22 protein-coding genes are annotated in these 23,824 nt (G+C 71.3%); 5 read left to right on the forward strand and 17 right to left on the reverse strand.

The features are described 5' to 3' along the window. Positions 1–13 precede the first annotated feature (13 nt). The 4 genes from DEJ19_RS12115 to DEJ19_RS12130 form a co-directional block, all read right to left on the reverse strand. Entirely contained in the window at positions 14–1,063 is a 1,050-nt protein-coding gene (locus DEJ19_RS12115) for a DUF8320 family protein (protein WP_111233420.1), read from the reverse strand. Continuing rightward, positions 1,060–2,313, reverse strand: coding sequence for a sensor histidine kinase (locus DEJ19_RS12120; RefSeq protein ID WP_111233388.1), 1,254 nt, complete (start codon positions 2,311–2,313; stop codon positions 1,060–1,062). The genes DEJ19_RS12115 and DEJ19_RS12120 overlap by 4 nt, the downstream gene beginning before the upstream one ends. 5 nt (positions 2,314–2,318) lie before the next feature. After that, positions 2,319–3,038 (reverse strand): response regulator transcription factor, encoded by a 720-nt coding sequence (locus tag DEJ19_RS12125; protein WP_017888757.1) that lies wholly within the window; start codon positions 3,036–3,038, stop codon positions 2,319–2,321. 176 nt (positions 3,039–3,214) lie between these two features. Next, positions 3,215–4,474 carry a class I SAM-dependent RNA methyltransferase gene (locus tag DEJ19_RS12130; protein ID WP_111233389.1) on the reverse strand — a complete coding sequence of 420 codons (1,260 nt, stop codon included), beginning with the start codon at positions 4,472–4,474 and terminating at the stop codon, positions 3,215–3,217. 14 nt (positions 4,475–4,488) lie between these two features. Between DEJ19_RS12130 and DEJ19_RS12135 the strand changes: the two genes are divergently transcribed. Continuing rightward, positions 4,489–5,283 (forward strand): Maf family protein, encoded by a 795-nt coding sequence (locus tag DEJ19_RS12135; protein ID WP_111233390.1) that lies wholly within the window; start codon positions 4,489–4,491, stop codon positions 5,281–5,283. A gap of 95 nt (positions 5,284–5,378) precedes the next feature. After that, positions 5,379–7,163: an acetyl/propionyl/methylcrotonyl-CoA carboxylase subunit alpha gene (locus tag DEJ19_RS12140; protein ID WP_111233391.1), complete on the forward strand. Its 1,785-nt coding sequence runs from the start codon at positions 5,379–5,381 to the stop codon at positions 7,161–7,163. 77 nt (positions 7,164–7,240) lie between these two features. Here DEJ19_RS12140 and DEJ19_RS12145 read toward each other — a convergent pair whose 3' ends face one another. From DEJ19_RS12145 to DEJ19_RS12205, 13 genes are all read right to left on the reverse strand, one after another. Next, a complete protein-coding gene (locus tag DEJ19_RS12145) occupies positions 7,241–8,194 on the reverse strand; it encodes a hypothetical protein (protein WP_111233392.1) in 954 nt (317 codons plus the stop codon). A 160-nt stretch (positions 8,195–8,354) separates the two neighbouring features. Beyond that, the gene (locus DEJ19_RS12150; RefSeq protein ID WP_111233393.1) at positions 8,355–10,031 is read right to left on the reverse strand and encodes a phospho-sugar mutase; all 1,677 of its coding nucleotides are present in this window, start codon (positions 10,029–10,031) and stop codon (positions 8,355–8,357) included. Beyond that, positions 10,028–10,870: a purine-nucleoside phosphorylase gene (locus DEJ19_RS12155; protein WP_111233394.1), complete on the reverse strand. Its 843-nt coding sequence runs from the start codon at positions 10,868–10,870 to the stop codon at positions 10,028–10,030. Before DEJ19_RS12155 ends, DEJ19_RS12150 begins: the two co-directional genes overlap by 4 nt. Positions 10,871–10,899: 29 nt before the next feature. After that, on the reverse strand, positions 10,900–11,178 hold the full coding sequence (locus DEJ19_RS12160) for a PTS sugar transporter subunit IIB (protein ID WP_111233395.1): 279 nt from the start codon (positions 11,176–11,178) through the stop codon (positions 10,900–10,902). After that, the gene (locus DEJ19_RS12165) at positions 11,175–11,621 is read right to left on the reverse strand and encodes a PTS sugar transporter subunit IIA (protein ID WP_111029446.1); all 447 of its coding nucleotides are present in this window, start codon (positions 11,619–11,621) and stop codon (positions 11,175–11,177) included. Before DEJ19_RS12165 ends, DEJ19_RS12160 begins: the two co-directional genes overlap by 4 nt. Before the next feature lie 3 nt (positions 11,622–11,624). Then, positions 11,625–12,737 (reverse strand): adenosine deaminase, encoded by a 1,113-nt coding sequence (locus DEJ19_RS12170; protein ID WP_111022313.1) that lies wholly within the window; start codon positions 12,735–12,737, stop codon positions 11,625–11,627. Between the two features lie 120 nt (positions 12,738–12,857). Next, the gene (locus DEJ19_RS12175) at positions 12,858–14,156 is read right to left on the reverse strand and encodes a thymidine phosphorylase (protein ID WP_111088153.1); all 1,299 of its coding nucleotides are present in this window, start codon (positions 14,154–14,156) and stop codon (positions 12,858–12,860) included. A gap of 5 nt (positions 14,157–14,161) precedes the next feature. Next, positions 14,162–14,644, reverse strand: a complete 483-nt coding sequence (locus tag DEJ19_RS12180; RefSeq protein ID WP_071244268.1) for a cytidine deaminase — start codon at positions 14,642–14,644, stop codon at positions 14,162–14,164. 19 nt (positions 14,645–14,663) lie between these two features. Next, positions 14,664–15,956: an ABC transporter permease gene (locus DEJ19_RS12185; RefSeq protein WP_084741425.1), complete on the reverse strand. Its 1,293-nt coding sequence runs from the start codon at positions 15,954–15,956 to the stop codon at positions 14,664–14,666. Beyond that, entirely contained in the window at positions 15,953–17,320 is a 1,368-nt protein-coding gene (locus DEJ19_RS12190; protein ID WP_181441548.1) for an ABC transporter permease, read from the reverse strand. The genes DEJ19_RS12185 and DEJ19_RS12190 overlap by 4 nt, the downstream gene beginning before the upstream one ends. Then, positions 17,317–18,837 carry an ABC transporter ATP-binding protein gene (locus DEJ19_RS12195; RefSeq protein ID WP_110863341.1) on the reverse strand — a complete coding sequence of 507 codons (1,521 nt, stop codon included), beginning with the start codon at positions 18,835–18,837 and terminating at the stop codon, positions 17,317–17,319. Before DEJ19_RS12195 ends, DEJ19_RS12190 begins: the two co-directional genes overlap by 4 nt. A gap of 193 nt (positions 18,838–19,030) precedes the next feature. Beyond that, positions 19,031–20,095 carry a BMP family lipoprotein gene (locus tag DEJ19_RS12200; RefSeq protein WP_027466452.1) on the reverse strand — a complete coding sequence of 355 codons (1,065 nt, stop codon included), beginning with the start codon at positions 20,093–20,095 and terminating at the stop codon, positions 19,031–19,033. A gap of 198 nt (positions 20,096–20,293) precedes the next feature. Beyond that, complete coding sequence (locus DEJ19_RS12205; protein ID WP_027466449.1) at positions 20,294–21,409, reverse strand: mannose-1-phosphate guanylyltransferase; 1,116 nt, start codon at positions 21,407–21,409, stop codon at positions 20,294–20,296. Positions 21,410–21,575: 166 nt separating this feature from the next. Between DEJ19_RS12205 and DEJ19_RS12210 the strand changes: the two genes are divergently transcribed. From DEJ19_RS12210 to sdhD, 3 genes are all read left to right on the forward strand, one after another. Then, positions 21,576–22,811, forward strand: a complete 1,236-nt coding sequence (locus DEJ19_RS12210; RefSeq protein ID WP_258370452.1) for a glycosyltransferase family 4 protein — start codon at positions 21,576–21,578, stop codon at positions 22,809–22,811. A 78-nt stretch (positions 22,812–22,889) separates the two neighbouring features. Then, positions 22,890–23,339: a succinate dehydrogenase, cytochrome b556 subunit gene (sdhC, locus tag DEJ19_RS12215; protein ID WP_017888739.1), complete on the forward strand. Its 450-nt coding sequence runs from the start codon at positions 22,890–22,892 to the stop codon at positions 23,337–23,339. 11 nt (positions 23,340–23,350) lie between these two features. After that, complete coding sequence (gene sdhD / locus DEJ19_RS12220) at positions 23,351–23,797, forward strand: succinate dehydrogenase, hydrophobic membrane anchor protein (protein ID WP_071406401.1); 447 nt, start codon at positions 23,351–23,353, stop codon at positions 23,795–23,797. Positions 23,798–23,824: the final 27 nt, after the last annotated feature.

Below are 23,824 nucleotides of genomic sequence, written 5' to 3' on the forward strand. Positions count from 1 at the left end.
GGCGCGCCGCGCGCTACGCGGGCTCGTGCCGCGGGATCTCCAGCCAGAGCGCGACGGAGTCGTCCTCGTCCCCGTCGTCGTCGTCCATCCCCGCTCCGAGCGCCGCGGACTCACTGGCCGCGCCGTCGAGGCGGAGTCCGACGACGGTCACCGCGGAGTCGGAGCCCTCGCCGACCGTCCGCACGATGACGTTGTCGGCATCGCGGGCCTGCCGGAGCGCCTCGGCGACACGGGCGTGGATGCGCCGGATGTCCGGGGCGTCCAGGTCGTCGAGCCCGCCGTCGTCGTGCAGCTGGACGGTCGCTCCGCGGCGACGCAGGCGCATCACCTCGTCGCGGACGTCGTCGGACAACAGGGACCGACCGCGGATCTCGTCGCGGATGGCCTGCTCGAGGTGCAGGCACTCGGCGCGGTCGGCGTCGTCGAGGTCGCCGCAGGAGTCGATGATGCGCTGCAGCATCGGCAGGGCCATCCGGGTGGTCTGGCTCAGCCGGAACTGCCGCTCGAACACGTGGGCGTCCTGCGCGGCCTGCCAGTCGGCGGTCTCCTGCTCGGCGAGGACGAGTTCCCGGGTGTTCCGGATGGCGCGGCTCATCGCGGCGGCGAAGACCGTGGCGATCGCGACCCAGGCGACGCTGCCGACCACGCCGAGCCCACCGAGCGAGCCGAGGCCGGCCCAGGCGACGGTGTACACGGTCAGGAACAGCACGCCGGCCCACGCGAAGGGGCCCCGGCCGCGCACGACGAGCACCACCATGAGCGTGCCGATGGCCGCGATCCACCAGGTGGCGGAGCCCGGACCACGACCATCGACGAGGACGGGGGCGGCGATCACCGGCATCACGATGGCGGTGGCGAGGGAGAAGCAGGCCGTCCAGACCGGCAGGACCCTGCCGGGGACGAACAGTGCGAGGCCGGTGGCCGCGGCGTACAGGACCATGCAGGCGATGATCGGGGCGACCTGGTCGACGCGCGGCAGCGTGGCCGCGGCGAGGACCAGGTGGTAGAGGGAGAACAACGACGCCAGGCCGAGGGCGATGCTCGCCGGCAGGGAGACCCTCATGCGGTCGTCCTCGCGGCCGGCGACCACGTCAGCACGATGCGGGTGCCCTCGCCCGGGCCCGTGTGCACCTCGGCACGGCCGTCGACGGTCGCGACGCGCTCGACGATGGAGCGGCGGACACCGAGCCGTTCGGCGGGGATCGCCGCGACGTCGAACCCGCGGCCGTCGTCACCGACCTCGACGAGCACCCCCTGGCCCTGCTGCTCGATGCGCACCCAGCGCGAGACGTCGCCGTCGCCGGCGTGCTGCACGCTGTTCACCGCGGCCTGCAGCGCCGCCGAGGCCAGCGCGTCGGCGACCGACGCGGGCAGGCGGACCGACCCGGTCGGCGTCGGGACGAGGCGGACCGGAGCGGGCAACGCCCCCACCCCCTCGCGGATGCGCGCCCGGAGTTCCCCGAGGGCGACCGGCGCGACGTCACCGGGACCGTCGGTGGCGGCGGCCTCGAGGTGGTCGATCGCGTTCCGGGCCATCCGCGCGGCGAGGGTCTTGGCCTCGAGCGTGTCGGCGCGGGCGGCGGACAGCAGCGTCGTGAGCACGCTGTCGTGCACGATGGCGTCCACCTGGACCCGTTCGACCTCGGTGGCGTGCTCCCGGATGGCGAGCGAGTACCGCCGCACGGCCGTGGACTGCGCCGTGTCGACCGACGTGGCCGCACGCCGCAGCACCACCGCGATGACGAGCACCGCGCCGCTGAGCAGCGCCGTGTAGACGCCGTCCAGCAGCACGGCGAGGACCCCGACGTCGCCGCCGAGCGGGCTGAGCCGGATGACGACGTAGACCGCCGGCACGAGCGCCGTGTAGACCGTCGCACGCCACGTGGCGAAGCCCATCGCCGCCGCCGTGCAGCCGACCGTGCAGAACCACCACGGCCACGGCTGCTGCGCCGACGGGATGGGCTCCTGCACGGTGGCCGTCCACGTCACGAGCACGACGAGGAACAGCAGCGCGCAGACGATCTGCGCCAGCTGCGCGACCCGCTGCACGAAGGCCGAGACCCCGATGAACACGAACGACGCCGCGAGGGCGAGCATCAGCGTCGGCCCCCAGAACGGGTCGAGGTACGGCAGCTGCTGCAGGACCGCGGGCGCGTCGACGATGCCGAGGCCGATCGCCGCCATCGCGAGGAGGATCGCGAACGCGCGCTCGACCGACGCCTGCGTGATCGAGGCGCGGACGCTGCGCGCCGGATCGGCGCCGAAGGGCGCCGGTTCGACGACCGTCCGCGCCGACTCAGCCGCGGTCGCCATCCGTGTCAGCGACCGTCGCCGTCGGGGTCGATGCCCGAGTCGAGCCCGGGGAGGATCCCGTCCTCGACGGCTCGACGCAGCAGGTCGACCTTCGTCGGGGCCGGGCGACCGACCTCGACGTACTTCACACGGATCCGGTCGAGGTACTCACGGGCCGTCGAGTAGCCGATGCCGAGCTGCTGGGCGGCGAGCTTGAGCGGGAGACCCGAGGCGTAGAGGTGCAGGATCTCGCGCTCGCGGCGGCCGAGCTGCGCCTTCGCGAAGTCACGGTCGGCGTCGATGGCGCTCGCCCACTCGAGGTTGTTGAGCACGTCACCACGTGCGACGGTGGCGACCGCGGCCATCACGGTCTTGGTGGCCGAGGACTTCGGGATGACGCCGGCAGCCCCTGCTGCGAGCGCCTCACGCACGTTGGCGACACGGTCCGCGATGGAGTGCACGAGCACCGCCGATCCCGTCCCCTGCACGCCCTTGACGTTCTCGGTCACGGTCGAACCGTCACCGAGGGACAGGTCGAGGACGACGACGTCGACCTCTCGCCCGTCGAGGTTCTGGACGTACTCGGGGACGCTGGCGGCGGTGAGCACCACCTCGAACCCCTCGTTCTGGCACGCCGCCTGGATCCCGAGTCGGACGGACTCGTGGTCGTCGACGATCGCGACCCGGACCGGCCTGGTGGCCGCCCCCGACGTCTCGGTGCTGGTGGTTGTCGTTCCTGCTGCCACAGTGGCCTCTCGTTCCGATGCGCGACGCCGGCCCCTGAAACCGGAGTGCCATCAACGACCCAGGATACCCAGCCCGGACTCAGGTGCGGGGCTTCTCCGCTGCGCCACGCTGGCCGGTCCGCCGATTGGTGGACACCCCGACACGCAAGGACCCGCGGTCGAGCGACCCCCGGACCTCAGCGCGCGGGGACCAGGCGTGCGACGGCTTCCAGGTGGTGCGTGTGCGGGAACAGGTCGAAGGCCCGCAGTGCTTCGAGCCGGTAGCCGAGGTCGGCGAACGTCGCGACGTCGCGGGCCAGCGCCACCGGGTCGCACGCCACGTAGACGACCTGCTCCGGCTGGAGCGCGGCGATCTGCACGACCACGTCACGACCGGCGCCGGCGCGGGGCGGGTCGAGCACGACCGTGCCGGCGCGGAAGCGGTCCTTCTCGGCGCGCGAGGCGTTCGCAACCGTGTTCGTCAGCCAGCGGTCCACGCGGCCGGTCTCGGCGCGGGCGCCGAGCCATTCGGACAGGTTCTCCTGCGCGTGCTCGGTGGCACGGGCGGCGCTCTCGACGCTCGTGATGCGCGCCTTCGGGCCGACCAGGTCGCCGAGGGCGGCGGCGAGCAGGCCGACACCGCCGTACAGGTCCAGGTGGGTGCCCTCGGGGTCGAGTCGGTCACGGTCGACCAGGTCCTGCACGGCCTCGGTGAGCACGGTCGCCGCGGCCCGGTGCACCTGCCAGAACCCGTTGTCGTCGACCTGGAACGTGCGCTCCCCCACGACCTCGGTCACCACGGTGGGCTTCTGGTCGTCGATGACGAGCCGCGCGCCCTCGGAGCCGCTCGGTGCGAGGACGTCGATGACCGAGGACCCCGGCAGCGCACCACGGCCGAGCGGGGCGCTCTGCTGCACGACGGCGGTCGCGAGCGGCAGGCCGGTCACCGGGATGACGGAGTGCGAGCGGGCCGCGAACGGGCCGGCGGTGCCCTGCTCGTCGACGTGCAGCCGGACGCGGGTGCGCCAGCCGAGGCCGTTCGCCGCGTCGTCGCCGGGCGCGGCCTCGACGACGACGTCGTGGCCGAGCACCTCGGCGAGGTCCATCCGCGCGAACCGCGCGAACGAGTCGACGAGGACGTCGTGCTTGAGCGTGCGCTGGTGCGAGAGGGCGATGTGCCCGAACTCGGCGCCACCCGGGCGCGTCTCGGGGTCACGCTCGAGCGCGGCCTCGGGCCAGACGTGGTCGACGCGGTGCTCGCTCGGCGTGATGACGCTGACCGTGTCGGCGCGCCAGAACGACTTCTTGCGGTCCTCGGTCACCCGGGCGACGACGCGCTCCCCGGGGATCGCGTCCGAGACGAAGACCACCCGTCCTTCGTGCCGTGCCACCGAGATGCCGCCGTGGGCGATCCCGGTGACGTCGAGTTCGAGCAGCGTGCCGACGGATTCACCCATGGTGAGATGGTCCCATGCGTCTGTACCTCGCGAGTACATCCCCCGCCCGCCGAGCACTCCTCGCCCAGTCCGGGATCGAACCCGTGCTCGTGTCCCCCGGGGTCGACGAGGACGCCGTCGGCGCCGCAGCAGCGGCATCCCTCGGCCGCGACCTGACCGGTCCGGAGCTCGTCTCGCTCCTCGCCGTCGCGAAGGCGTCCGCAGTCGCCGACTCCGTGGTCGCCGGGTCACCGGTCGACGGAGTGGTGTTCGGCGGCGACTCCGCGTTCGAGGTCGACGGACAGCTGTACGGCAAGCCGCACGACCCGGCGGTCGCCCGGGAGCGCTGGCGGCAGATGCTCGCCGCCGGCGGCGGGACCCTGTGGAGCGGGCACTGCGTGATCGATCGACGACGCGACGACCGGCACCGGGACCCGGAACCGGCCACGGGGCGGCCTGGAGGCGCGGTACCGGCCCGCACCGTGCCTCCCGTCCGGTCCCTGGTCACGTCCACCGCCGGCGTCCCGCAGCTGGGTGACGTCGCGCCCGGCGGGTCGGCGCTGGCCGCCGCCGGCGACCGCGTGGTCGCGGTCGACAGCGCGGTGCTGACCTTCGCCGACGACGTGTCCGTCGACGAGATCGACGCGTACGTCGCGACGGGCGAGCCGCTCGAGGTGGCGGGTGCCTTCACCATCGACGGTCGGGCCGCGGCGTACATCACGCGGATCGACGGGGCACCGTCCGCCGTGATCGGGATGTCGCTGCCGGTGCTGCGGTCGATGCTCCTCCGGGGCTTCGGTATCGCCTGGCACGATCTCTGGGCTCTTTAGACGCGGCGCACTGTAGACATCCACACCTGTTCCGGGTGGTTCTTTGTGGGTGCCAGTCAAAACGCACTCCCGCCGCACGAATACGCTGCTGTGTCATGCCCCGTATCAGCAAGGTCCTCATCGCGAACCGCGGCGAGATCGCCGTCCGCATCATCCGCGCGGCCCGCGACGCGGGCAAGGCATCGGTCGCGGTCTACGCCGACCAGGACCGCGATGCCCTGCACGCCCGCCTCGCCGACGAGGCCTACGCGCTGAACGGCACCACGAGCGCCGACACGTACCTCGTCATCGACAAGATCATCTCGGTCGCCCGCCGCTCCGGCGCGGACGCCGTGCACCCGGGCTACGGGTTCCTCGCCGAGAACGCCGACTTCGCCCGCGCCGTCATCGACGCCGGGCTCGTCTGGATCGGCCCGTCGCCGGAGTCGATCGAACGCCTCGGCGACAAGGTCTCCGCGCGCCACGTCGCCGAGAAGGTCGGCGCACCGCTCGCCCCCGGCACCATCGAGCCCGTGCAGGACGTCTCGGAGGTCTTCGACTTCGTCGACCAGGTCGGTCTGCCCGTCGCGATCAAGGCGGCGTTCGGCGGTGGCGGTCGTGGTCTGAAGGTCGTCCGCGACCGTGCCTCGGTCGAGGAGCTCTTCGAGTCCGCCACGCGTGAGGCGATCGCCGCGTTCGGTCGGGGCGAGTGCTTCGTCGAGAAGTACCTGGACAAGCCGCGCCACGTCGAGACCCAGTGCCTGGCGGACGAGCACGGCAACGTCGTCGTGGTCTCCACCCGCGACTGCTCGCTGCAGCGACGCCACCAGAAGCTCGTCGAGGAAGCCCCGGCGCCCTACCTGACGTCCGAGCAGCAGACCGCACTGTACGAGTCGTCCAAGGCGATCCTGCGCGAGGTCGGCTACGTCGGCGCCGGCACCTGCGAGTTCCTCATCGGTGCCGACGGCACCGTGTCGTTCCTCGAGGTGAACACTCGCCTGCAGGTCGAGCACTGCGTCTCCGAAGAGGTCACCGGCATCGACCTGGTGCGCGAGCAGTTCCGCATCGCCGAGGGTGGCGTGCTCGACTACTCGGACCCCACGCCGCGGGGACACTCGTTCGAGTTCCGCATCAACGGCGAGGACCCGGGTCGCAACTTCTTCCCCGCGCCCGGCCCCGTGCACGCGTTCAACGCACCGTCCGGCCCCGGCGTCCGTGTCGACTCGGGTGTCGTCTCCGGTGACGTCGTGTCCGGCTCGTTCGACTCGATGCTCGCGAAGCTGATCGTCACCGGCGCCACCCGTGCCGAGGCGCTGGAGCGTTCGCGTCGTGCACTCGCCGAGTTCGAGGTCACCGGCCTGCCGACCGTGCTCCCCTTCCACCGTGCCGTGGTGTCCGACCCGGCGTTCGCGACGGCCGACGACGAGCCGTTCAGCATCTACACGCAGTGGATCGAGACCGACTTCGTGAACGACATCCCGGCGTGGAGCGGCTCCCCCGAGGAACTGCCGGCCCCGGCTGCGCGCGACAGCGTCGTGGTCGAGGTGCAGGGCAAGCGCATCGAGGTCACCATGCCGTCGATCGTCGGTGGCGGTGCTGCCGGTGGTGTCGCCGGTCGTCGTCCGGCCGGCCCCACCGCTCCCCCGAAGCGCCGCTCGTCGGCCGTCCGCGGGGGCCTGGCGAAGTCCGGGTCGTCCGTCGCGTCGCCGATGCAGGCCACCGTGGTGAAGCTCGCGGTCGCCGAGGGTGACACCGTGGTGAAGGGCGACCTGCTCGTCGTGCTCGAGGCCATGAAGATGGAGCAGCCCGTGCAGGCCCACAAGGACGGCGTCGTCACCGCGCTGAACGCCCCGGTCGGCCAGACGGTCTCGTCCGGTCACGTGCTGCTCGAGCTCGCGTAGCGCGGGGTTCCGTCTCGCAGCTCGGTTGGCGCCCCGCTGTGGTCATCGCGCCCCGACTCTTCGGGGCGCGATGACCGTCAGAGGGCGCGGATCGCAGCATGACGCCAAGCCGTACCCCAGTCCGGACCGAGCGGCACCCCGGCATCGTGCAGGATCCGCGGGAGCTGCCCCGCGGGCATCGCGTCCGCCCACATCACCCGTGCGAAGCCGTTGACCTCACGACGGCGACGGAGACGGTCCTCCCGGCGCTTCTCGTCGACCAGGGCGTCCGCCGCTGTCCGCCCTCGTCGCGGGTCGTCGTACTTCACCCGGCCGTCGAACTCGACTATCACCCCGGGTTCCGCGAACCACAGGTCCACCCGGTCGCGGAGCAGGCCGTCGTGCCGGAACTCCTGCTGCAGTACCGGGTCCGGAGCGCCGAGCACGTGCGCACCCCACCGTGTGATGCTCTCCCCCGGTGACTCGGCGAGCGGATCCGCGTGCTCGATCAGTTCTCGCGCGCGTCGATGCCCGCGAGCACGGCGACTCCCGAGCACTTCGAGGATCGTCGTCCGCTCGACGCCGCGCCGCAGGACCGCGTCGAGCACGACGATGGCACGCCACGGGTGTTCGCGAAGGGCGACGTCGACCGCGGTCTCGGTCAACGTCGTGACGGGCACACGGTCGACCTCGACGGAGGACGGTCGCCTGCCGGCGCTGCCGATGCGCTGGATGCTCTGTTTGACCTGGCCCCGGTCCCGCGACGGGTCGGTCACCGTGACACGCTCGCCGAACACCCCTATCCACGGAAGTCCGAGCATCGCGACCGCTGACCGGTGTGACACCACGACGGAGCCCCTCCCGCCCGCGAGCACACTCCGGACGAGCATGCGATGTCGTTCGCGTCCCGTCATCGACGCCCACTCACCTGACCCGACGTACGTGCCACGGTGCACCCGGACGAGGGCGCCGACTTCCGCTGCACGACGGATCGCCGAGGCGCGGCCGGGGTCCTGCGCGAGGCCGACGGTCGAGATGGGTTCGTGTTCCATGCTCCGATGATCGTGACGCACGGTCCATCGCGAGCGGGGTTTGCGCGATCTGTGGACAGGCCACGGAGCAGCGCACCCCGTTGCGGGCATCGCGCCCCGAAGAGTCGGGGCGCGATGCCCGCAACGGGGCGCAACACGAACGAGCGGGGCGGCCCGCGCCCTACGACACCAAGGGTCGCACCGCGTCGGCGAGGGCGTCGACCAGGCGCTGGGCCTCGGCGGGGGTGTCCGCGACGGTGTCGATGTAGACCTTCACCTTGGGCTCGGTCCCGCTCGGGCGGACGATCACCCGGGCGTCGCCGGACAGGTCGTAGCGCAGGATGTCCGAGGGCGGGAAGCCCGCCACCCCGTCGGCGTAGTCCGTCACCGTGTGCACGTCGAGCCCGCCGAGCGTCGTCGGTGGCGTGGACCGGAGCGACGCCATGATCTCGCCGATGCGCGACAGGTCGTCGACGCGGGTCGCGACCTGCCCCGAGGCGAACGCCCCGAACTCGGCGGCGAAGGCCTCGAGGTGGTCGGCGATGGTCGAGCCGGACGCGGCGAGCTCGTCGGCGAGGGACAGCAGTTCGAGCGCAGCCGAGATGCCGTCCTTGTCGCGCACGACCGACGGGTCGACCAGGTAACCCAGGGCCTCTTCGTAGCCGAACAGCAGCTCGGGCACCCGCGAGACCCACTTGAAGCCGGTCAGGGTGTCGCGGTACTCCAGCCCGTGGCGCGCAGCCACCCGGGCCAACGCCGGCGACGAGACGATCGACGCGGCGAGCGTACCGGTCGTGCCGGACTCGGACGCCCGTGCAGCGGCCCGCCATCCGAGCAACCAGCCGACCTCGTTGCCCGACAGCCGACGGTACGACGGCGCACCGGCGTCCGTGGCCGTCGGGATCGCGAGCGCGAGCCGGTCGGCGTCGGGGTCGTTCGCGATCACCAGGTCGGCGCCGACGGCGAGACCACGGGCGATCGCCAGGTCCATCGCGCCGGGCTCTTCCGGGTTCGGGAACGAGACCGTCGGGAAGGCACCATCGGGGTCGATCTGCTCCGGCACGACGGCTGGCTCGGCGAACCCGGCGGCGACGAACACCGCGCGAGCGGTCTCCCACCCGACGCCGTGCATGGCCGTGTAGACGACCTTCGGCTGCTCGTCGACCCGGAGTGCCGGAGCGGGCACGATCGCGGCCGTGGCGGCCACGTAGGCGTCGACCAGGGCCGACGACGCGACGGTGTAGTCCGTGCCACGCGGCAGGTCGGCGACGGACCCCGCGGCGACGGCGTCGATGGCGTCCGCGATCTCACCGTCGACGGGCGGCACGATCTGCGAGCCGTCGTCGCCCTGACCGAGGTAGACCTTGTACCCGTTGTCCCGCGGCGGGTTGTGGCTCGCGGTGACCATGACGCCCGCGCCGACGTCGAGGTGCCGGACGGCGAACGCGAGCACCGGCGTCGGCAGGGCCGAGGGCAGCAGGGTGACCTCGAGCCCTAGGCCGCGCATGACCTCGGCCGAGTCACGCGCGAAGACGTCCGAGTTCACCCGGCCGTCGTACCCGATCACGACGCTGCGCGAGCGCCCGGTGTCGATGAGGAACCGTGCGAGCCCCGCAGCGGCCTGGGTCACGACGACCCGGTTCATCCGCAGTGGGCCCCAGCCGAGCTCGGCACGGAGGCCGGCGGTGCCGAACTGCAGCCGGCCGTCGAACCGCTCGGCGAGCGCCCGGACAGCGGGACCGTCACCGTCGGCGGCCGCGTCGATCGCCGCGGCCAGCTCGTCGCGGGTCTCCGGGTCGGGGTCCTGCGCCAGCCACGTCCGCGCGGTGCCGAGCACCTGGTCGAGGTCGAGCTTCACGACGCCGGCTGCCCGAGTGCGGCGACCACGCGTGCGAGCAGGTCGGCGATCACCGGCTCGGCCTGCTTGCCGGCCTCGAGCACCTCGGTGTGCGACAGCGGGGTCTTCTGGATGCCCGCGGCGAGGTTCGTGATGAGCGAGAACCCGAGGACCTCCATGCCGGCCTGACGGGCGGCGATGGCCTCGAGCGCCGTGGACATGCCCACGATGTGCCCACCGATGGTCTTCGCCATCTGGACCTCGGCCGGGGTCTCGTAGTGCGGGCCGCGGAACTGCGTGTACACACCCTCGTCGAGCGACGGGTCGACGGACTTCGCGACCGAGCGCAGCCGCGCCGAGTACAGGTCGGTGAGGTCGATGAACGTCGCGCCCTCGAGCGGGCTGTCCGCGGTCAGGTTGATGTGGTCGCTGATGAGCACCGGGGTACCCGGGGTCCAGTGCTCCTTGATGCCGCCGGCACCGTTGGTCAGCACCATGATCGAGGCACCGGTCGCCGCGGCCGTGCGGACGCTGTGCACGACCCGACGGACCCCGTGGCCCTCGTAGTAGTGGGTACGGGCACCGATGACGAGCGCGTGGCGGCCGTCGGCGAGGCGGATCGACCGGATGGTGCCGGAGTGACCGGGGACGGCCGAGGCGCTGAACCCGGGGACCTGCTCGGCCGGGATCTCGGACACGGTCTCACCGATGATGTCGGCGGCCTTGCCCCAGCCCGACCCGAGGGTCAGGGCGATGTCGTGCCGCTCGATGCCGGACTGTTCGGCGATGGCGGCTGCGGCGGCCCGCGCGACCTCGAACGGGTCGGCAGCGGGGTCGTTCAGCGGGTTCTCGGTGCTCATGCCCCAACTCTAAAGGGCGGACTGAGCGCTCAGTGCTCGCCGAGCGCCCGGTCCACCGCCGCCGTGATCTCGCCCTGGTCGAAGTGGTTCGCGATGACGATGACCTCGGCGTAGGTGTCGCCGATCGCCTCGACGAACTCCTGACTCGTCAGGATCACGTTGGCGTCGTCGGAGACGTCCCGCACGGACGCGACGTCCGCTGCGACGACCGACGCCGACAGCCCGAGGGCGACGAGCGCCTTCTCGGCGTTCACCTTGAGGATGCCGCTCGACCCGATGCCGGCGCCGCAGATGGTCACGATCTTCACGCGGAGACCCCCATGATCGCGCGGACCTCGTCCGCGGTGGTCGCCGCCGCGATCCGTCCGGTCACGGTGGCGTCGTTGAACAGGTTCGCGATTTCGCCGATCGACTCCAGGTGGGTGCCGACCTCGGCCACCGCGAGCCCGAGCACCACACGGACGGGGTCGTTGTGCGGGTGGCCGAACGCCACCGGCGTCGCGAGCGTCACGATCGCGAGTCCGTCCCGCACGACCGCGCCACCCGGCCGGGCGTGCGCGAACGCGAGCCCCGGCGAGATGACGATGTACGGCCCGTGCTCCTCGACCATGCCGATCATGGCGTCGGTGTACTCGTCGGTGGTGGCGCCCGAGGCGACGAGCGCACCGCCGACCAGGCGCATCGCGTCACGCCACGCGGGCGCGTCCGCACCGAGGAGGACGGCGGTGTCCGGCAGCGGTGGCAGTCCCATGCGTCAGGCCTCCTGGTACCCGGCCGTGATGGTGGCGATGATCTCCTCGCGGTCCTCCAGCGGCAGGAACGACCCGAGCGCGGCGTTGATCTGGAACGCGGCCAGGTCGTCGAGGTCGTACCCGAACGTGCCGGCGAGCAGCGCGAGCTCCTTGGACAGCGAGGTCCCGCTCATCAGGCGGTTGTCGGTGTTCACCGTGACACGGAAGCCGAGCTGGTAGAGCACGTCGAACGGGTGGTCGGCGAGGTCGTCGCCCCACGCGGCGATCGCCCCGGTCTGCAGGTTGGACGACGGCGAGACCTCGAGCGGGATCTCGCGGTCACGGACCCACGAGGCGACCTCGCCCAGGGAGGCCAGCGTCGAGCCGTCCCCGGCGTCGGACAGGGCGACGTCCTCGAAGATGCGGACGCCGTGCCCGAGGCGGAGCGCCCGGCCGTCGACGAGCGCGGAGCGGATGGATGCGAGCCCGTCGGCCTCGCCCGCGTGGACGGTGACGGGGAACAGTTCGGACGCCAGGTAGTCGAAGGCGGCGCGGTGGTTCGAGGCGGGGAACCCGGCCTCGGCACCGGCGATGTCGAAGCCGACGACCCCGGCGTCGCGGTGCCGGACGGCGAGCTCCGCGATCTCGAGCGACCGGTCGGCGTGCCGCATCGCAGTGACGAGCTGGCCGACGCGGATGCGCCCACCGGCGGCGTCGACGGCTTCCTCGATGCCAGCCTGCACTGCCTCGACCGTCTGGTCGAGGGTCAGTCCGCCCTGCAGGTGCTGCTCCGGCGCCCAGCGGACCTCGCCGTAGACGACGCCGTCGGCGACCAGGTCCTCGACGAACTCGCGGGCGATCCGGGTGAGCTGCGGTGCGGTCTGCATCACCGACGTGGTGACGTCGAACGTCTTCAGGTACTCGACCAGGGAGCCGGAGTTCGACTGGTCGGCGAACCACTGCCCCAGCTCGGCCGGGTCGGTGGTGGGGAGCGACACACCCGCCGAGGCCGCGAGCTCGATGATGGTCGCGGGACGCAGGCCGCCGTCGAGGTGGTCGTGCAGCGAGACCTTCGGCAGGTCGTTGATGACCGCCCCGGCGTCGGGCAGGCGGTAGGTCGGGGCGTCGGCGCTCATGCCACCAGGCTATCGGTGGTCACCGCCGCCGCGCAGGCACCTGTGCACAACCCACGACCGAAGACACTGGAGGCTCCCCACAGGTGTGCAGGGAGCCTCCGTTCGGTCGGGTGGCCCGGTTCAGGACCCGATGCGCTCGCGCACGATCGGCCCACGTGCCGCGGCAGCGGAGCCCTCCGGGCCGATGGTCCACGCACCCTCGAGCGACTCCAGCGCACGCGGGATCCGCGACGCGTCGTCGGAGTGCAGCGTCCAGAGCGGCTGGCCCTCGGTCACGGTGTCCCCCGGCTTGACGTGGAGCTCGATGCCCGCACCGGCCTGCACCGGGTCCTGCGCGCGGGCACGACCGGCCCCGAGCCGCCAGGCCGAGACGCCGAACGGCAGCGCGTCCTGCTGGGTGAGGACCCCCGACGTCGGCGCGGTCACGACGTGCTGTTCCCGGGCGACGGGCAGCGCCGCGGACGGGTCCCCGCCCTGCGCCTCGATCATCCGACGCCAGGTGTCCATGGCGCGGCCGTCCGCGAGCGCCGCGGCCGGGTCGGCGTCGGGCAGTCCCGCCAGCGTGAGCATCTCGGTCGCGAGCGCAACCGTCAACTCGACGACGTCAGCGGGGCCGCCGCCGGCGAGCACCTCGACCGACTCCCGCACCTCGAGCGCGTTGCCGATCGTCAGCCCCAGCGGGACCTCCATGTCGGTCAGCAGCGCCGAGGTCGCGACCCCGGCGTCGTTGCCGAGGTCGACCATGGTCTGCGCGAGCTCCCGGGACGCCTCGTACGTCGGCATGAACGCGCCGGACCCGAACTTGACGTCGAGCACGAGCGCCCCGGTGCCCTCGGCGATCTTCTTCGACATGATGCTCGACGCGATGAGCGGGATGCACTCGACCGTGCCGGTGATGTCGCGGAGCGCGTAGAGCTTCTTGTCCGCGGGTGCCAGGCCGGACCCGGCGGCGCAGATGACCGCGCCGACGTCCTGCAGCACCTGCATCATGCGGTCGTTCGAGATGGACGCCTGCCACCCGGGAATCGACTCGAGCTTGTCGAGCGTGCCGCCGGTGTGGCCGAGCCCGCGGCCGGACAGCTGCGGCACCGCGACGCCGAACGACGCCACCAGGGGTGCCAGCGGCAGGGTGATCTTGTCGCCGACCCCGCCCGTGGAGTGCTTGTCGACCGTCGTCTTGCCGAGCGACGAGAACGACATCCGCTCCCCCGACGCGATCATCGCGAGCGTGAGGTCCTTGATCTCACGCCGCTCCATCCCGTTCAGGAAGATCGCCATCGCCATCGCGGCCATCTGCGGGTCCTCGACGTAGCCGCGGGTGTACGCGTCGACGAGCCAGTCCACCTCGGCGGTGCTCAGGGCCCCGCCGGAGCGCTTCGTACGGATGAGGTCGACGGTGTCGAACGGCTCGACGGCCATGTGGATCAGTGCTCCTGCTGGTAGGTGGCGAGGGTCCGCGGCCCGAAGGCGTCCGGCAGGACCTCGTCGATGGTGCGGATGCCGGAGAGCGTCTCGAGGAGCATGCCCTCGGTCGAGTGCTCGAACAGCAGCTGGCGGCAGCGGCCGCACGGCATCAGGGTCGCCCCGTCGCCGTCGACGCACGTGAACGCGACGAGCTTGCCGCCGCCGGTCATGTGCAGCTGCGACACGAGGGAGCACTCCGCGCAGAGCGTCACCCCGTAGCTCGCGTTCTCGATGTTGCAGCCGGAGACGATCCGGCCGTCGTCGGTGAGCGCCGCGGCGCCCACCGGGAACGACGAGTACGGCGCGTAGGCGCGCCGCATCGCGGCCGTGGCGGCGTCCCGCAGGACGCCCCAGTCCACGTCGTCGACCGGGAGGCCCGTGGCGGCGTCCGTCGGGTCGGTGGCGGTGACCGCCTGGTCACCTGGTTGCTGCGTGTCGGTCATGTGTCGTGCCTCCAGGCCGTCAGCTCTTGATGTAGGGCTTGCCGGACGCGGCGGGGCCGCGCGACTGCCCGACCAGGCCGGCCACGGCGAAGATCGTCACCACGTACGGCAGCATCAGCAGGAACTCGCTCGGCACGGGCGAGCCGACCGCGCTGAGCGTGTTCTGCAGGTTCGACGCGAAGCCGAACAGCAGGGCGGCGAGCGTGGCCTTGATCGGATCCCAGCGGCCGAAGATCACGGCGGCCAGGGCGATGTAGCCCGCGCCCGCGGTCATGTCCTTCGTGAACCCGCCGGTGGCGTCGAGCGTGAAGTACGCACCGCCGAGGCCCGCGATCGCACCGGCGAGCGAGACGTTCCAGAACCGGGTGCTCGTGACGTTGATGCCCACCGTGTCGGCGGCCTGCGGGTGCTCGCCGACGGCGCGGAGTCGCAGACCCCAACGGGTCTTGAACAGGCCGAAGGTGACGACCGCGACGGCGACGTAGGCCAGGTAGACGACGACCGACTGCTCGAAGAAGATCGGTCCGATGATCGGGATCTGGTGGAGCACCGGGACCTCGAACTTCGGGAACCGGATGCCGATGTTGAGCGTCTGCTGGTTCGGGGACAGCACCTGCGAGTACAGGAAGCCGGTCAGGCCCGAGATGAAGGCGTTGATGACGACACCGACGATGACCTGGTCGACCAGGTACTTGATGCTGAACGCCGCGAGGACGAACGACACGAGCACACCCGCGACGAGGGCACCGACGAGGCCGACCCAGGGCGACCCGGTGAGCGAGGCGATGAGCGCCGAGGTGAACGCACCGGCGAGGAACTGACCCTCGATCGCGATGTTCACCACGCCGACCCGCTCCGAGATGACGCCGCCGAGTGCACCGAACACGAGCGGGACCGCGAGGCCGAGCGCACCGAAGAGCATGCCGGGGATGGTGATCGAGTCGCCGGCGACCGCCCATGCGAGGAAACCGACCACGAAGACGATCGCGAACACCGAGGTCACCCAGAGCGGCACACGTCGCGAGGCACGGGTCTCGACGATCGCGTACACCGTGGCGAGCGCGAGCAGCACGGTGACGACGATCCCGGTGGCCGTCGCCGGCAGCGGGAGGTTCGGCAGCGCGAAGAAGTCGCCCTTCGACGCCAGGCGGAGCGTCGCCGTTCCGGGGCGGTGTCCGAAGCCGAAGAGCACGAGCGCGAGCAGCGTGAACACGCCGTACCCGATCGGGAGCTTCCAGCTGCGGGTCGTCTCGACCGGGCGGTCGTCCAGGGGCATGCGCGGCGCGGCCGCGGTGGGGCTGAGGGTGCTCATGCGGCGACCGCCTTCTTGCTGTTCTTGCTCGTCTTCGTGCGCTTGCGTGCACCCGGCTGCGGGATCCGGAAGATCGCGCGGACGAGCGGCGGCGCCGCGATGAAGAGGACGATGAGGGCCTGGATGACGCCGACGATGTCGATCGGGATGCCGTTGGCGGCCTGCATGGCGTAGCCACCGTTCTTCAGCACGCCGAACAGGATCGCCGCCCAGAAGACACCCCACGGCTTGGAGCGGCCGAGCAGGGCCACGGTGATGGCGTCGAAGCCGATGCCGGCGTCGATGCCCGAGGTGAAGCCCGTGGTGACGGCACCCTGCACCTGGTAGGCGCCGGCGATGCCGACCAGGGCACCGGAGATGACCATGACCCAGATGGTCAGCGACGGGACGCTCATGCCGGCCACGCGGGCGGCACGGGGGTTCTCACCGATCGTGCGGAAGCGGAAGCCGAGCGAGGACTTGTTGACGAGCCACCAGACGACGACGACCGCGATGATCGCGACGATGAACCCGAGGTCCACGCCGTACCGCACACCGAAGAGCTGCGGCAGGAGCGCGCTGTCCTTCGTGGCGGGCGAGATCGGGTTGCTGCTGCCCGGGGCCTGCAGCAGGCCCGGGGTGCGGAGCAGGTAGCTGACCAGGTAGAGCGCGACGTAGTTGAGCATGATCGTGACGACCACCTCGTTCGCACCCGTCCGGGCCTTGAGCACACCGACGATGCCGCCCCAGACCGCGCCGCCGACGATGCCGGCGAGGATCGTGAGCGGGATGTGGATCGCGGCGGGCCCGTCGAACGAGAACCCGACCCAGCCGGCGGCAGCGGCGCCCATCAGGATCTGGCCCTGGCCGCCGATGTTGAACAGCCCGGCGCGGAACGACAGCGCGATCCCGAGCCCGGCTGCGATGAGCGGTACCGAGTAGTCGACGGAGCGTGTGAGCGGCCCGATCGCCTGCTGGAAGGAGTCCGCACCGAAGTTGAACACCGACCCTTGGAACAGCGAGGCGTAGGCGCCGCCGACCGCGGTGCCGATCGCCTGGAGCATGTCGGTGGGGCGGGCGAAGAAGTAGCCGGCGGTCGCACGGACGTTCTCGTCCGTCACCGCGATGAGGATGCCGCAGGCGACCAGCGCGAGGACGACGGCGAGGACCGTGACGAGCACGGAGCCGTTCAGGATCCCCTGCAGGGCGGCCTGCCAGCGGTCACCACCGGCGCCGTTGCGGCGCTCGGTGTCCTCCGCCGAGTCCGTCATCAGGTGCGGGGTCGACTCGACCTCCTGCAGACGGTCGTCGGTGAGCGGGGCGTCCGCGGTGCCGTGCGCAGCCGGGGCCGGCTGCTGCGTGTTGTCTGGTTCCTGCGCGGTCACGCGGCCAGCTCCGTTCCTTCTGGGATCTCCCCGGCCATCATGAGGCCGAGGACGTCACGGGGGGTGGTCGCGGGGACGATGCCGACGATGCCGCCGCGGTACATCACGGCGATCCGGTCGGCCAGGGCCACGACCTCGTCGAGCTCGGTGGAGACGACGATGACCGGCACACCGGTGTCGCGGGTGGCGACGATGCGCTTGTGGACGAACTCGATGGAGCCGACGTCGATGCCGCGGGTGGGCTGCGCGGCGACGAACAGCCGCAGCTCGCGGCTCAGTTCGCGCGCCAGGACGATCTTCTGCTGGTTGCCACCGGACAGCCGACCGGCCGCGGTGGTGCGACCCGGCGTCCGGATGTCGAACTCCGCGATCTTCTCGTCGGCGAAGGCGTCGCGTTCCGCCGAGCGGATCGTGCCGGCGCGGACGAACTCGGCGTGGTCGGCTCGGTCGAGCATCAGGTTCTCGGCGATGGTGAACTCGCCGACCAGGCCGTCCTCCTTGCGGTCCTCGGGGACGAAGCCGACGCCCGCGTCGAGCACCTGCTTGACGCTCCGGCCGGTGAGCTCCTTGCCGTCCAGGGTGATCCGGCCGGCGTGGGCGGGCTCGAGGCCCATGATCGCCTCGGTGAGCTCGGTCTGGCCGTTGCCCTGCACCCCGGCGATCGCCAGGACCTCGCCGCGACGCACCGTGAAGGAGACGTCGTCGACGAGCACGATGCCGGACGGGTCGGTCACGGTCAGGTTCTCGACGACCAGGGCGTCCGCGCCGCCGGTCGCAGGAGCCTTGTCGACCACGAGTGAGACGGCACGGCCGACCATCAGCGCGGCCAGCTCGTTGTTCGTGGCGGTCGGCGATGCTTCGCCGACGACCTTGCCGAGACGGATGACCGTGATGCGGTCGGCGACCTCGCGCACCTCGCGGAGCTTGTGGGTGATGAAGACGATCGCGGTGCCGGCTTCGCGGAGCTGGCGCATGATGCCCATCAGCTCGTCGGTCTCCTGCGGGGTGAGGACGGCCGTCGGCTCGTCGAACACCAGCACGGAGGCGTCGCGGGACAGCGCCTTGATGATCTCGACGCGCTGCTGCACGCCGACGGGCAGGTCCTCGACCTTGGCGTCGGGGTCGACGTCGAACCCGAAGCGGTCGGAGATCTCCTGCACGCGCTTGCGGGCACCGGCCAGGTCGAGCCGCCCGCCGAAGGTGGTCTGTTCCTGCCCCAGCATGACGTTCTCGGCGACGGTGAACACGGGCACGAGCATGAAGTGCTGGTGCACCATGCCGATCCCGGCGCGCATGGCGTCACCGGGGCCGTCGAAGTCCTGCACCACGTCGTCGAGCAGGATCTCGCCCTCGTCGGCGTCGTACAGGCCGTACAGGACGTTCATCAGAGTGGACTTGCCGGCGCCGTTCTCACCCAGGAGGCAGTGGACCTCACCCGGCTCGACGGTGAGCGAGATGTGGTCGTTGGCGACCAGGGCGCCGAACCGCTTGGTGATGCCGCGGAGTTCGAGCTTCATGTTCGGGAGTCTATTTCTGTCTCGCGCGCGCCACGCGGGCGCACGGTGTCGCGTGCAGCCCGCGGATGCACGATGTGGTGTGCGCCGCCGGGCGCACGATGTGGTGTGCGCCGCCGGGCGCACGATGTGGTGTGCGCCACCCGGGCGCACGAGAACGCGGGCGAGGGATGCTCCCCCGCCCGCGTTCACCGGGTCAGGACTGGGTCTTGACCTTGATCGAGCCGTCGATGATGCCGGCCTTCACGTCGTCGAGCTCGCCCTGCAGGCCCTTGTCGACCTTGGACTCGAAGTCGTGGAACGGCGCGATGCCGACGCCGTCGTTCTCGAGGGTGCCCACGTACGGGTCCTTCGAGAACTTGTCGTCAGCCGCCTGCTCGACGACGTCCTTCACGGCCGGGCGCATGCCCTTCTCGACCGAGGTGAAGGCGATGTCCTTGTAGCGGGGGTCGGCCTCGTAGAGGTCGCTGTCCGCACCGATCAGGACGGAGCCGTTGTCGGCGTCCTTGATGGCCTCGGCAGCGGACTGGTAGATCGGGCCACCGACGGGGAGGATCACGTCGGCGTCCTGGTCGAGGAGCGTCTGCGCGACCGACTTGGCCTGCGTGCCGGCCTCGAAGCCACCGGTGAAGGAGCCCTTGCCGGTGTCGACGTTCCAGCCGACGACCTTGACGTCCTTGTCCTTCTGCTCGTTGTAGTACTTCACGCCGTCCGCGAAGCCGTCCATGAAGATGGTGACGGTCGGGATCTGCATGCCACCGAAGGTGCCGACGACGCCGGTCTTCGAGTAGGACGCCGCCGCGTAGCCGGCGAGGAACGCCGCCTGCGAGGTGTCGAACGTGATCGGCTTGACGTTCTTCGCGTCGATCGAGTTGTCGTCGATGATCGCGAAGTCGGTGTCGGGGTTCGCAGCGGCCTGCTTCTTCGTGGCGTCAGCCAGGTTGAAGCCGACGGTCACGACGAGGTTGCAGTTCTGGCCGATGAGCTGCTCGATGTTCGAGTCGTAGACGGTGGCGTCCTTCGACTCGGCCTCCTTGTAGGTGGCACCGAGGTCCTTGGCTGCGTCCTTCATGCCCTCGTAGCCGAGCTGGTTGAACGACTTGTCGTCGAACCCACCGGCGTCGGAGACCATGCAGGGGCGGAAGTCGGTCTTCTTCGCCGAGTCGGTGGTGGACGGCGCCGAGGCGCAGCCGGCCAGGACGGCGACGGTGCCGGCGAGCGCGAGGCCGCTGAGGACGACCTGTCGGGTACGAGATGTCACGGGTTGGTTCCTCCGGGGAGCGTGCCCGGACCACGTGCGTTCCGGGCGATCGTGGCGACAGTACACGACCGTCGGGTCGGTACAGGACCCGTTGCGGGGGTCCTGCGGATCGGTTACGGGATCGCGACCCCGCCGAAACGCGCCCGTAACGCGGGGCCACCCGCGCACCCCCAGTTCGAGGGGTTTGTCGATGGAGCGCTACAGGACGTCGCCGCGGCCGCTGATCTTCAGGGCATCCACGACGCCCTTCACCCGCTGTGCGTTCGCGCTCGTGGTGACGAGCAGCGCATCCGGGGTGTCCACGACGACGATGTCCTCGACGCCGATGAGCGAGATGAGCCGCTGGCTGTGCGAGATCACGATGCCGCTCGACGAGTCCGCCAGGATGCGGGCACCGTCCCCGAGCACCGCGAGGTTGTTCGGCCGGCCGCCGGACTGCAGCTTGGCGAGCGAGGCGAAGTCGCCCACGTCGTCCCAGTCGAAGTCACCGGGGACGACCGCCATGCGTCCGGCAGCGGCGGCGGGCTCGGCGACCGTGTAGTCGATCGCGATCTTCTCGAGCATCGGCCACACGGCGTCGACGACGGCGCCGCGCGCCGAGGTGTCCCAGGCGTCGGCGAGTTCGTTGATGCCCGCCAGCAGCTCGGGCTTCGTCCGGCCGATCTCGGCGAGCAGCACGTCGGCGCGCGCGATGAACATGCCAGCGTTCCAGAGGTAGTTGCCCTGCTCGACGTACGAGCGGGCGGTGTCGAGGTCCGGCTTCTCGACGAACGACTTGACGGCGTGTGCGGTCGGGGCACCCTCGATGTCGAGCCCGGCGGTGTCGGCGTTGATGTAGCCGAAGCCGATCGCGGGCTCCGTCGGGGTGATGCCGATGGTGGTGACGTAGCCGGCACGGGCGACGGCGACGGCCTCGCGGACCGAGCGGCGGAAACCGCGTGCGTCACCGATGACGTGGTCGGCGGCGAACGAGCCGATGACGACGTCGGGCTCGCGGCGCACCAGGATCGCCGCGGCCAGGCCGATGGCGGCCGTGGAGTCCTTCGGTTCGCTCTCGAGCACCACGTTGTGGTCCTCGACGCCGGGCAGCTGCGACTCCACCGCCACCCGGTGCGCACGGCCGGTGACGACCATGATCCGCTGGTCGCCGGCGAGCGGCGCCAGGCGGTCCCAGGTCTGCCGCAGCAGCGAGGTGCCGGAACCCGTCAGGTCGTGCAGGAACTTGGGTGCGTCCGCGCGCGACAACGGCCACAGGCGCGATCCGATGCCCCCTGCGGGGATGATCGCGTAGAAGTCTTCGAGAGCGTCAGCCACGCGCTCACCGTACCGGTCCCACCGGGTGGATCCTGGGTGGTCTCCGCACGATTCCCGCATGCGGGCTCCCGCAGCGTCGGCCGTCGCGTTGTTCACCCGGCGCGCGCGTCCCGTTCACGTCGTCGGCCCCGCCGGGTCACGTCACGCCCGGAGCATGGGCAGCACCATGAGCGCACGCAGCGTGGAGCGCGGCACGTCCCCCCGGACCGTCGCCGTCGTGACCGAGAGCTTCCTGCCCACCCTCAACGGCGTGACCACCAGTGTCCTGGCGGTCCTCGACCACCTGGAACGACGGGGTCACCGCGCGGTCGTGATCGCCCCGGACACCCCCGGCCTGGCGCAGTTCCGGTCGCGCAGCGCCGTCGAGCGCTACCGCTCCTTCGACGTCCACCGCATCCCCGCCGTCGCCTACCGCCAGTTCCCGGTGGCACTCCCCCACCCGGTGCTCGACACGATCCTCGCCGCCTCCGGCGCCGACGTGCTCCACGCCGCCAGTCCGTTCCTGCTGGGTGGGCGCGCGATCACGGCAGCCGGGAGGCTCGGCATCCCCTCCGTCGCCGTCTTCCAGACCGACGTGGCCGGGTTCGCCCGCCGCAACGGCCTGACCGCGACCGTCCCGTTGGTGCGGAAGATCCTCGGACGCATCCACGCCGGCGCCTCGCTGACGCTCGCCCCGTCGAGCGCGACGGCCACGATGCTCGCCGAGGAGGGCGTGCCCCGCGTCGCCCGCTGGGGTCGCGGCGTCGACACCGAGCTGTTCCACCCCGCGCGCCGGTCGACCGGGCACGTGCGGGCACTCCGCCGCCGCCTGGCCCCGAACGGCGAGACCATCGTCGGGTACGTCGGACGACTGGCCCCGGAGAAGGAGGTCGAGCGGCTCGCCGAACTCGGCGGCGTCCCCGGCATCCGGGTCGTCGTGGCCGGAGGGGGTCCGTCGCGGGCGATGCTCGAACGTCGGCTCCGGCACCTCGACGTCACCTTCACCGGCCCCCTGCGCGGCGACGCACTCGCCGACGCGTACGCGGCGCTCGACCTGTTCGTGCACACCGGTCCGGCCGAGACCTTCGGGCAGACGCTGCAGGAGGCCCACGCCTCCGGCCTGCCCGTGATCGCGCCGGCGTCCGGCGGCCCGCTCGACCTGGTCGCCCCGGGGCTCGACGGCGAGCTCTACGACGCCGATGCCCCGCAGGCCCTGCGGCACGCGGTCCTGCGACTGCACCACGACCGTGCGCTCGCGGAGCGGATGGGTTCCGCCGGTCGACTCCGGGTCGAGGGCACCACCTGGGAGGCCGTCGGCGACCAGCTCCTCGACCACCACGACACGGCCCGCACCATCGGCGCGCCGCCCGTCGGACGGGGCCTCCGGGCAGGTCGGGACGAGAAGGTCAGCGCCCGCGCATAGGATGGGTCGTGTTCCACACGAACACGAACGGCAAGGGCTCGCCGATCGGGCGAGCCCGTCCTATGGAAGGACGAGCTCATGGCTGAGCACACCGGCGGGGGTACGGCGACCGCGGTGCCCGACGTCTCGATTGAAGCTCCACGGGCTTCTCGGACGCCACAGGGCACGCTCTACCGCGGTTCGATCGGGATGTGGTCGTGGGTCCTCCACCGCATCACCGGCGTCGCGATCTACTTCTTCCTGCTCGTGCACATCCTCGACACGGCGCTCGTGCGGCTCTCCCCAGAGGCGTACAACGCGGTCATCGGCACGTACAAGACCCCGATCATGAACCTCGGCGAGATCGCGCTCGTCATGGCCATCGTCTTCCACGCCTTCAACGGCCTGCGGATCATCCTGATCGACTTCTGGTCGAAGGGCCCGAAGTACCAGCGGGCCATGTTCTGGATCGTCATGGTCCTGTGGGCGGTGGCGATCGCGGGCTTCCTGCCCCGCCAGCTCATGAACCTCGTCGCGGACTTCAACTGAGGGGCACGAAGATGACCACGCAGATCGTCGAACCTCCCCGCTCGGCCGCAGCCGCCCGCAGCACCACCAACTGGGAGAAGTGGGGCTGGATCTACATGCGCGCCTCGGGCGTGCTGCTCGTCGTGCTGATCTTCGGCCACCTCTTCGTCAACATGGTGGCCGGCGAGGGCGTCAAGCAGATCGACTTCGCCTTCGTCGCCGGCAAGTGGGCCAACCCCTTCTGGAAGGTCTGGGACTCGCTCATGCTGGTCCTCGCCCTCATCCACGGCTCGAACGGCATGCGCACCATCGTCAACGACTACGTGTCGAAGCCGGGCATCCGCAAGACGCTCCTCGTCGCGATCCTGGCCGCCTGCGTCGTGCTGATCGTCCTCGGGCTCCTCGTCTGCTGGACCTTCGACCCGTGCCCCGCCGGCGCCGCTGCCGCCGACCTGCCGTCCTTCTGCCCGGCGCAGTAGCACCACCACCGTTGCTGCCCGCGTTCC

It is taken from the genome of Curtobacterium sp. MCSS17_016, from assembly GCF_003234255.2.
GTDB lineage: Bacteria > Actinomycetota > Actinomycetes > Actinomycetales > Microbacteriaceae > Curtobacterium > Curtobacterium flaccumfaciens.

What these genes read in the sequence shown, in the direction of transcription:
- DEJ19_RS12115 (WP_111233420.1), bottom strand. Translation starts at nt 1,063, where the DNA reads ATGAGGGTCTCCCTGCCGGCGAGCATCGCCCTCGGCCTGGCGTCGTTG.
- DEJ19_RS12120 (WP_111233388.1), bottom strand. Translation starts at nt 2,313, where the DNA reads ATGGCGACCGCGGCTGAGTCGGCGCGGACGGTCGTCGAACCGGCGCCC.
- DEJ19_RS12130 (WP_111233389.1), bottom strand. Translation starts at nt 4,474, where the DNA reads ATGGGTGAATCCGTCGGCACGCTGCTCGAACTCGACGTCACCGGGATC.
- DEJ19_RS12135 (WP_111233390.1), top strand. Translation starts at nt 4,489, where the DNA reads ATGCGTCTGTACCTCGCGAGTACATCCCCCGCCCGCCGAGCACTCCTC.
- DEJ19_RS12140 (WP_111233391.1), top strand. Translation starts at nt 5,379, where the DNA reads ATGCCCCGTATCAGCAAGGTCCTCATCGCGAACCGCGGCGAGATCGCC.
- DEJ19_RS12145 (WP_111233392.1), bottom strand. Translation starts at nt 8,194, where the DNA reads ATGGAACACGAACCCATCTCGACCGTCGGCCTCGCGCAGGACCCCGGC.
- DEJ19_RS12155 (WP_111233394.1), bottom strand. Translation starts at nt 10,870, where the DNA reads ATGAGCACCGAGAACCCGCTGAACGACCCCGCTGCCGACCCGTTCGAG.
- DEJ19_RS12165 (WP_111029446.1), bottom strand. Translation starts at nt 11,621, where the DNA reads ATGGGACTGCCACCGCTGCCGGACACCGCCGTCCTCCTCGGTGCGGAC.
- DEJ19_RS12170 (WP_111022313.1), bottom strand. Translation starts at nt 12,737, where the DNA reads ATGAGCGCCGACGCCCCGACCTACCGCCTGCCCGACGCCGGGGCGGTC.
- DEJ19_RS12175 (WP_111088153.1), bottom strand. Translation starts at nt 14,156, where the DNA reads ATGGCCGTCGAGCCGTTCGACACCGTCGACCTCATCCGTACGAAGCGC.
- DEJ19_RS12180 (WP_071244268.1), bottom strand. Translation starts at nt 14,644, where the DNA reads ATGACCGACACGCAGCAACCAGGTGACCAGGCGGTCACCGCCACCGAC.
- DEJ19_RS12185 (WP_084741425.1), bottom strand. Translation starts at nt 15,956, where the DNA reads ATGAGCACCCTCAGCCCCACCGCGGCCGCGCCGCGCATGCCCCTGGAC.
- DEJ19_RS12195 (WP_110863341.1), bottom strand. Translation starts at nt 18,837, where the DNA reads ATGAAGCTCGAACTCCGCGGCATCACCAAGCGGTTCGGCGCCCTGGTC.
- DEJ19_RS12210 (WP_258370452.1), top strand. Translation starts at nt 21,576, where the DNA reads ATGAGCGCACGCAGCGTGGAGCGCGGCACGTCCCCCCGGACCGTCGCC.
- sdhC (WP_017888739.1), top strand. Translation starts at nt 22,890, where the DNA reads ATGGCTGAGCACACCGGCGGGGGTACGGCGACCGCGGTGCCCGACGTC.
- sdhD (WP_071406401.1), top strand. Translation starts at nt 23,351, where the DNA reads ATGACCACGCAGATCGTCGAACCTCCCCGCTCGGCCGCAGCCGCCCGC.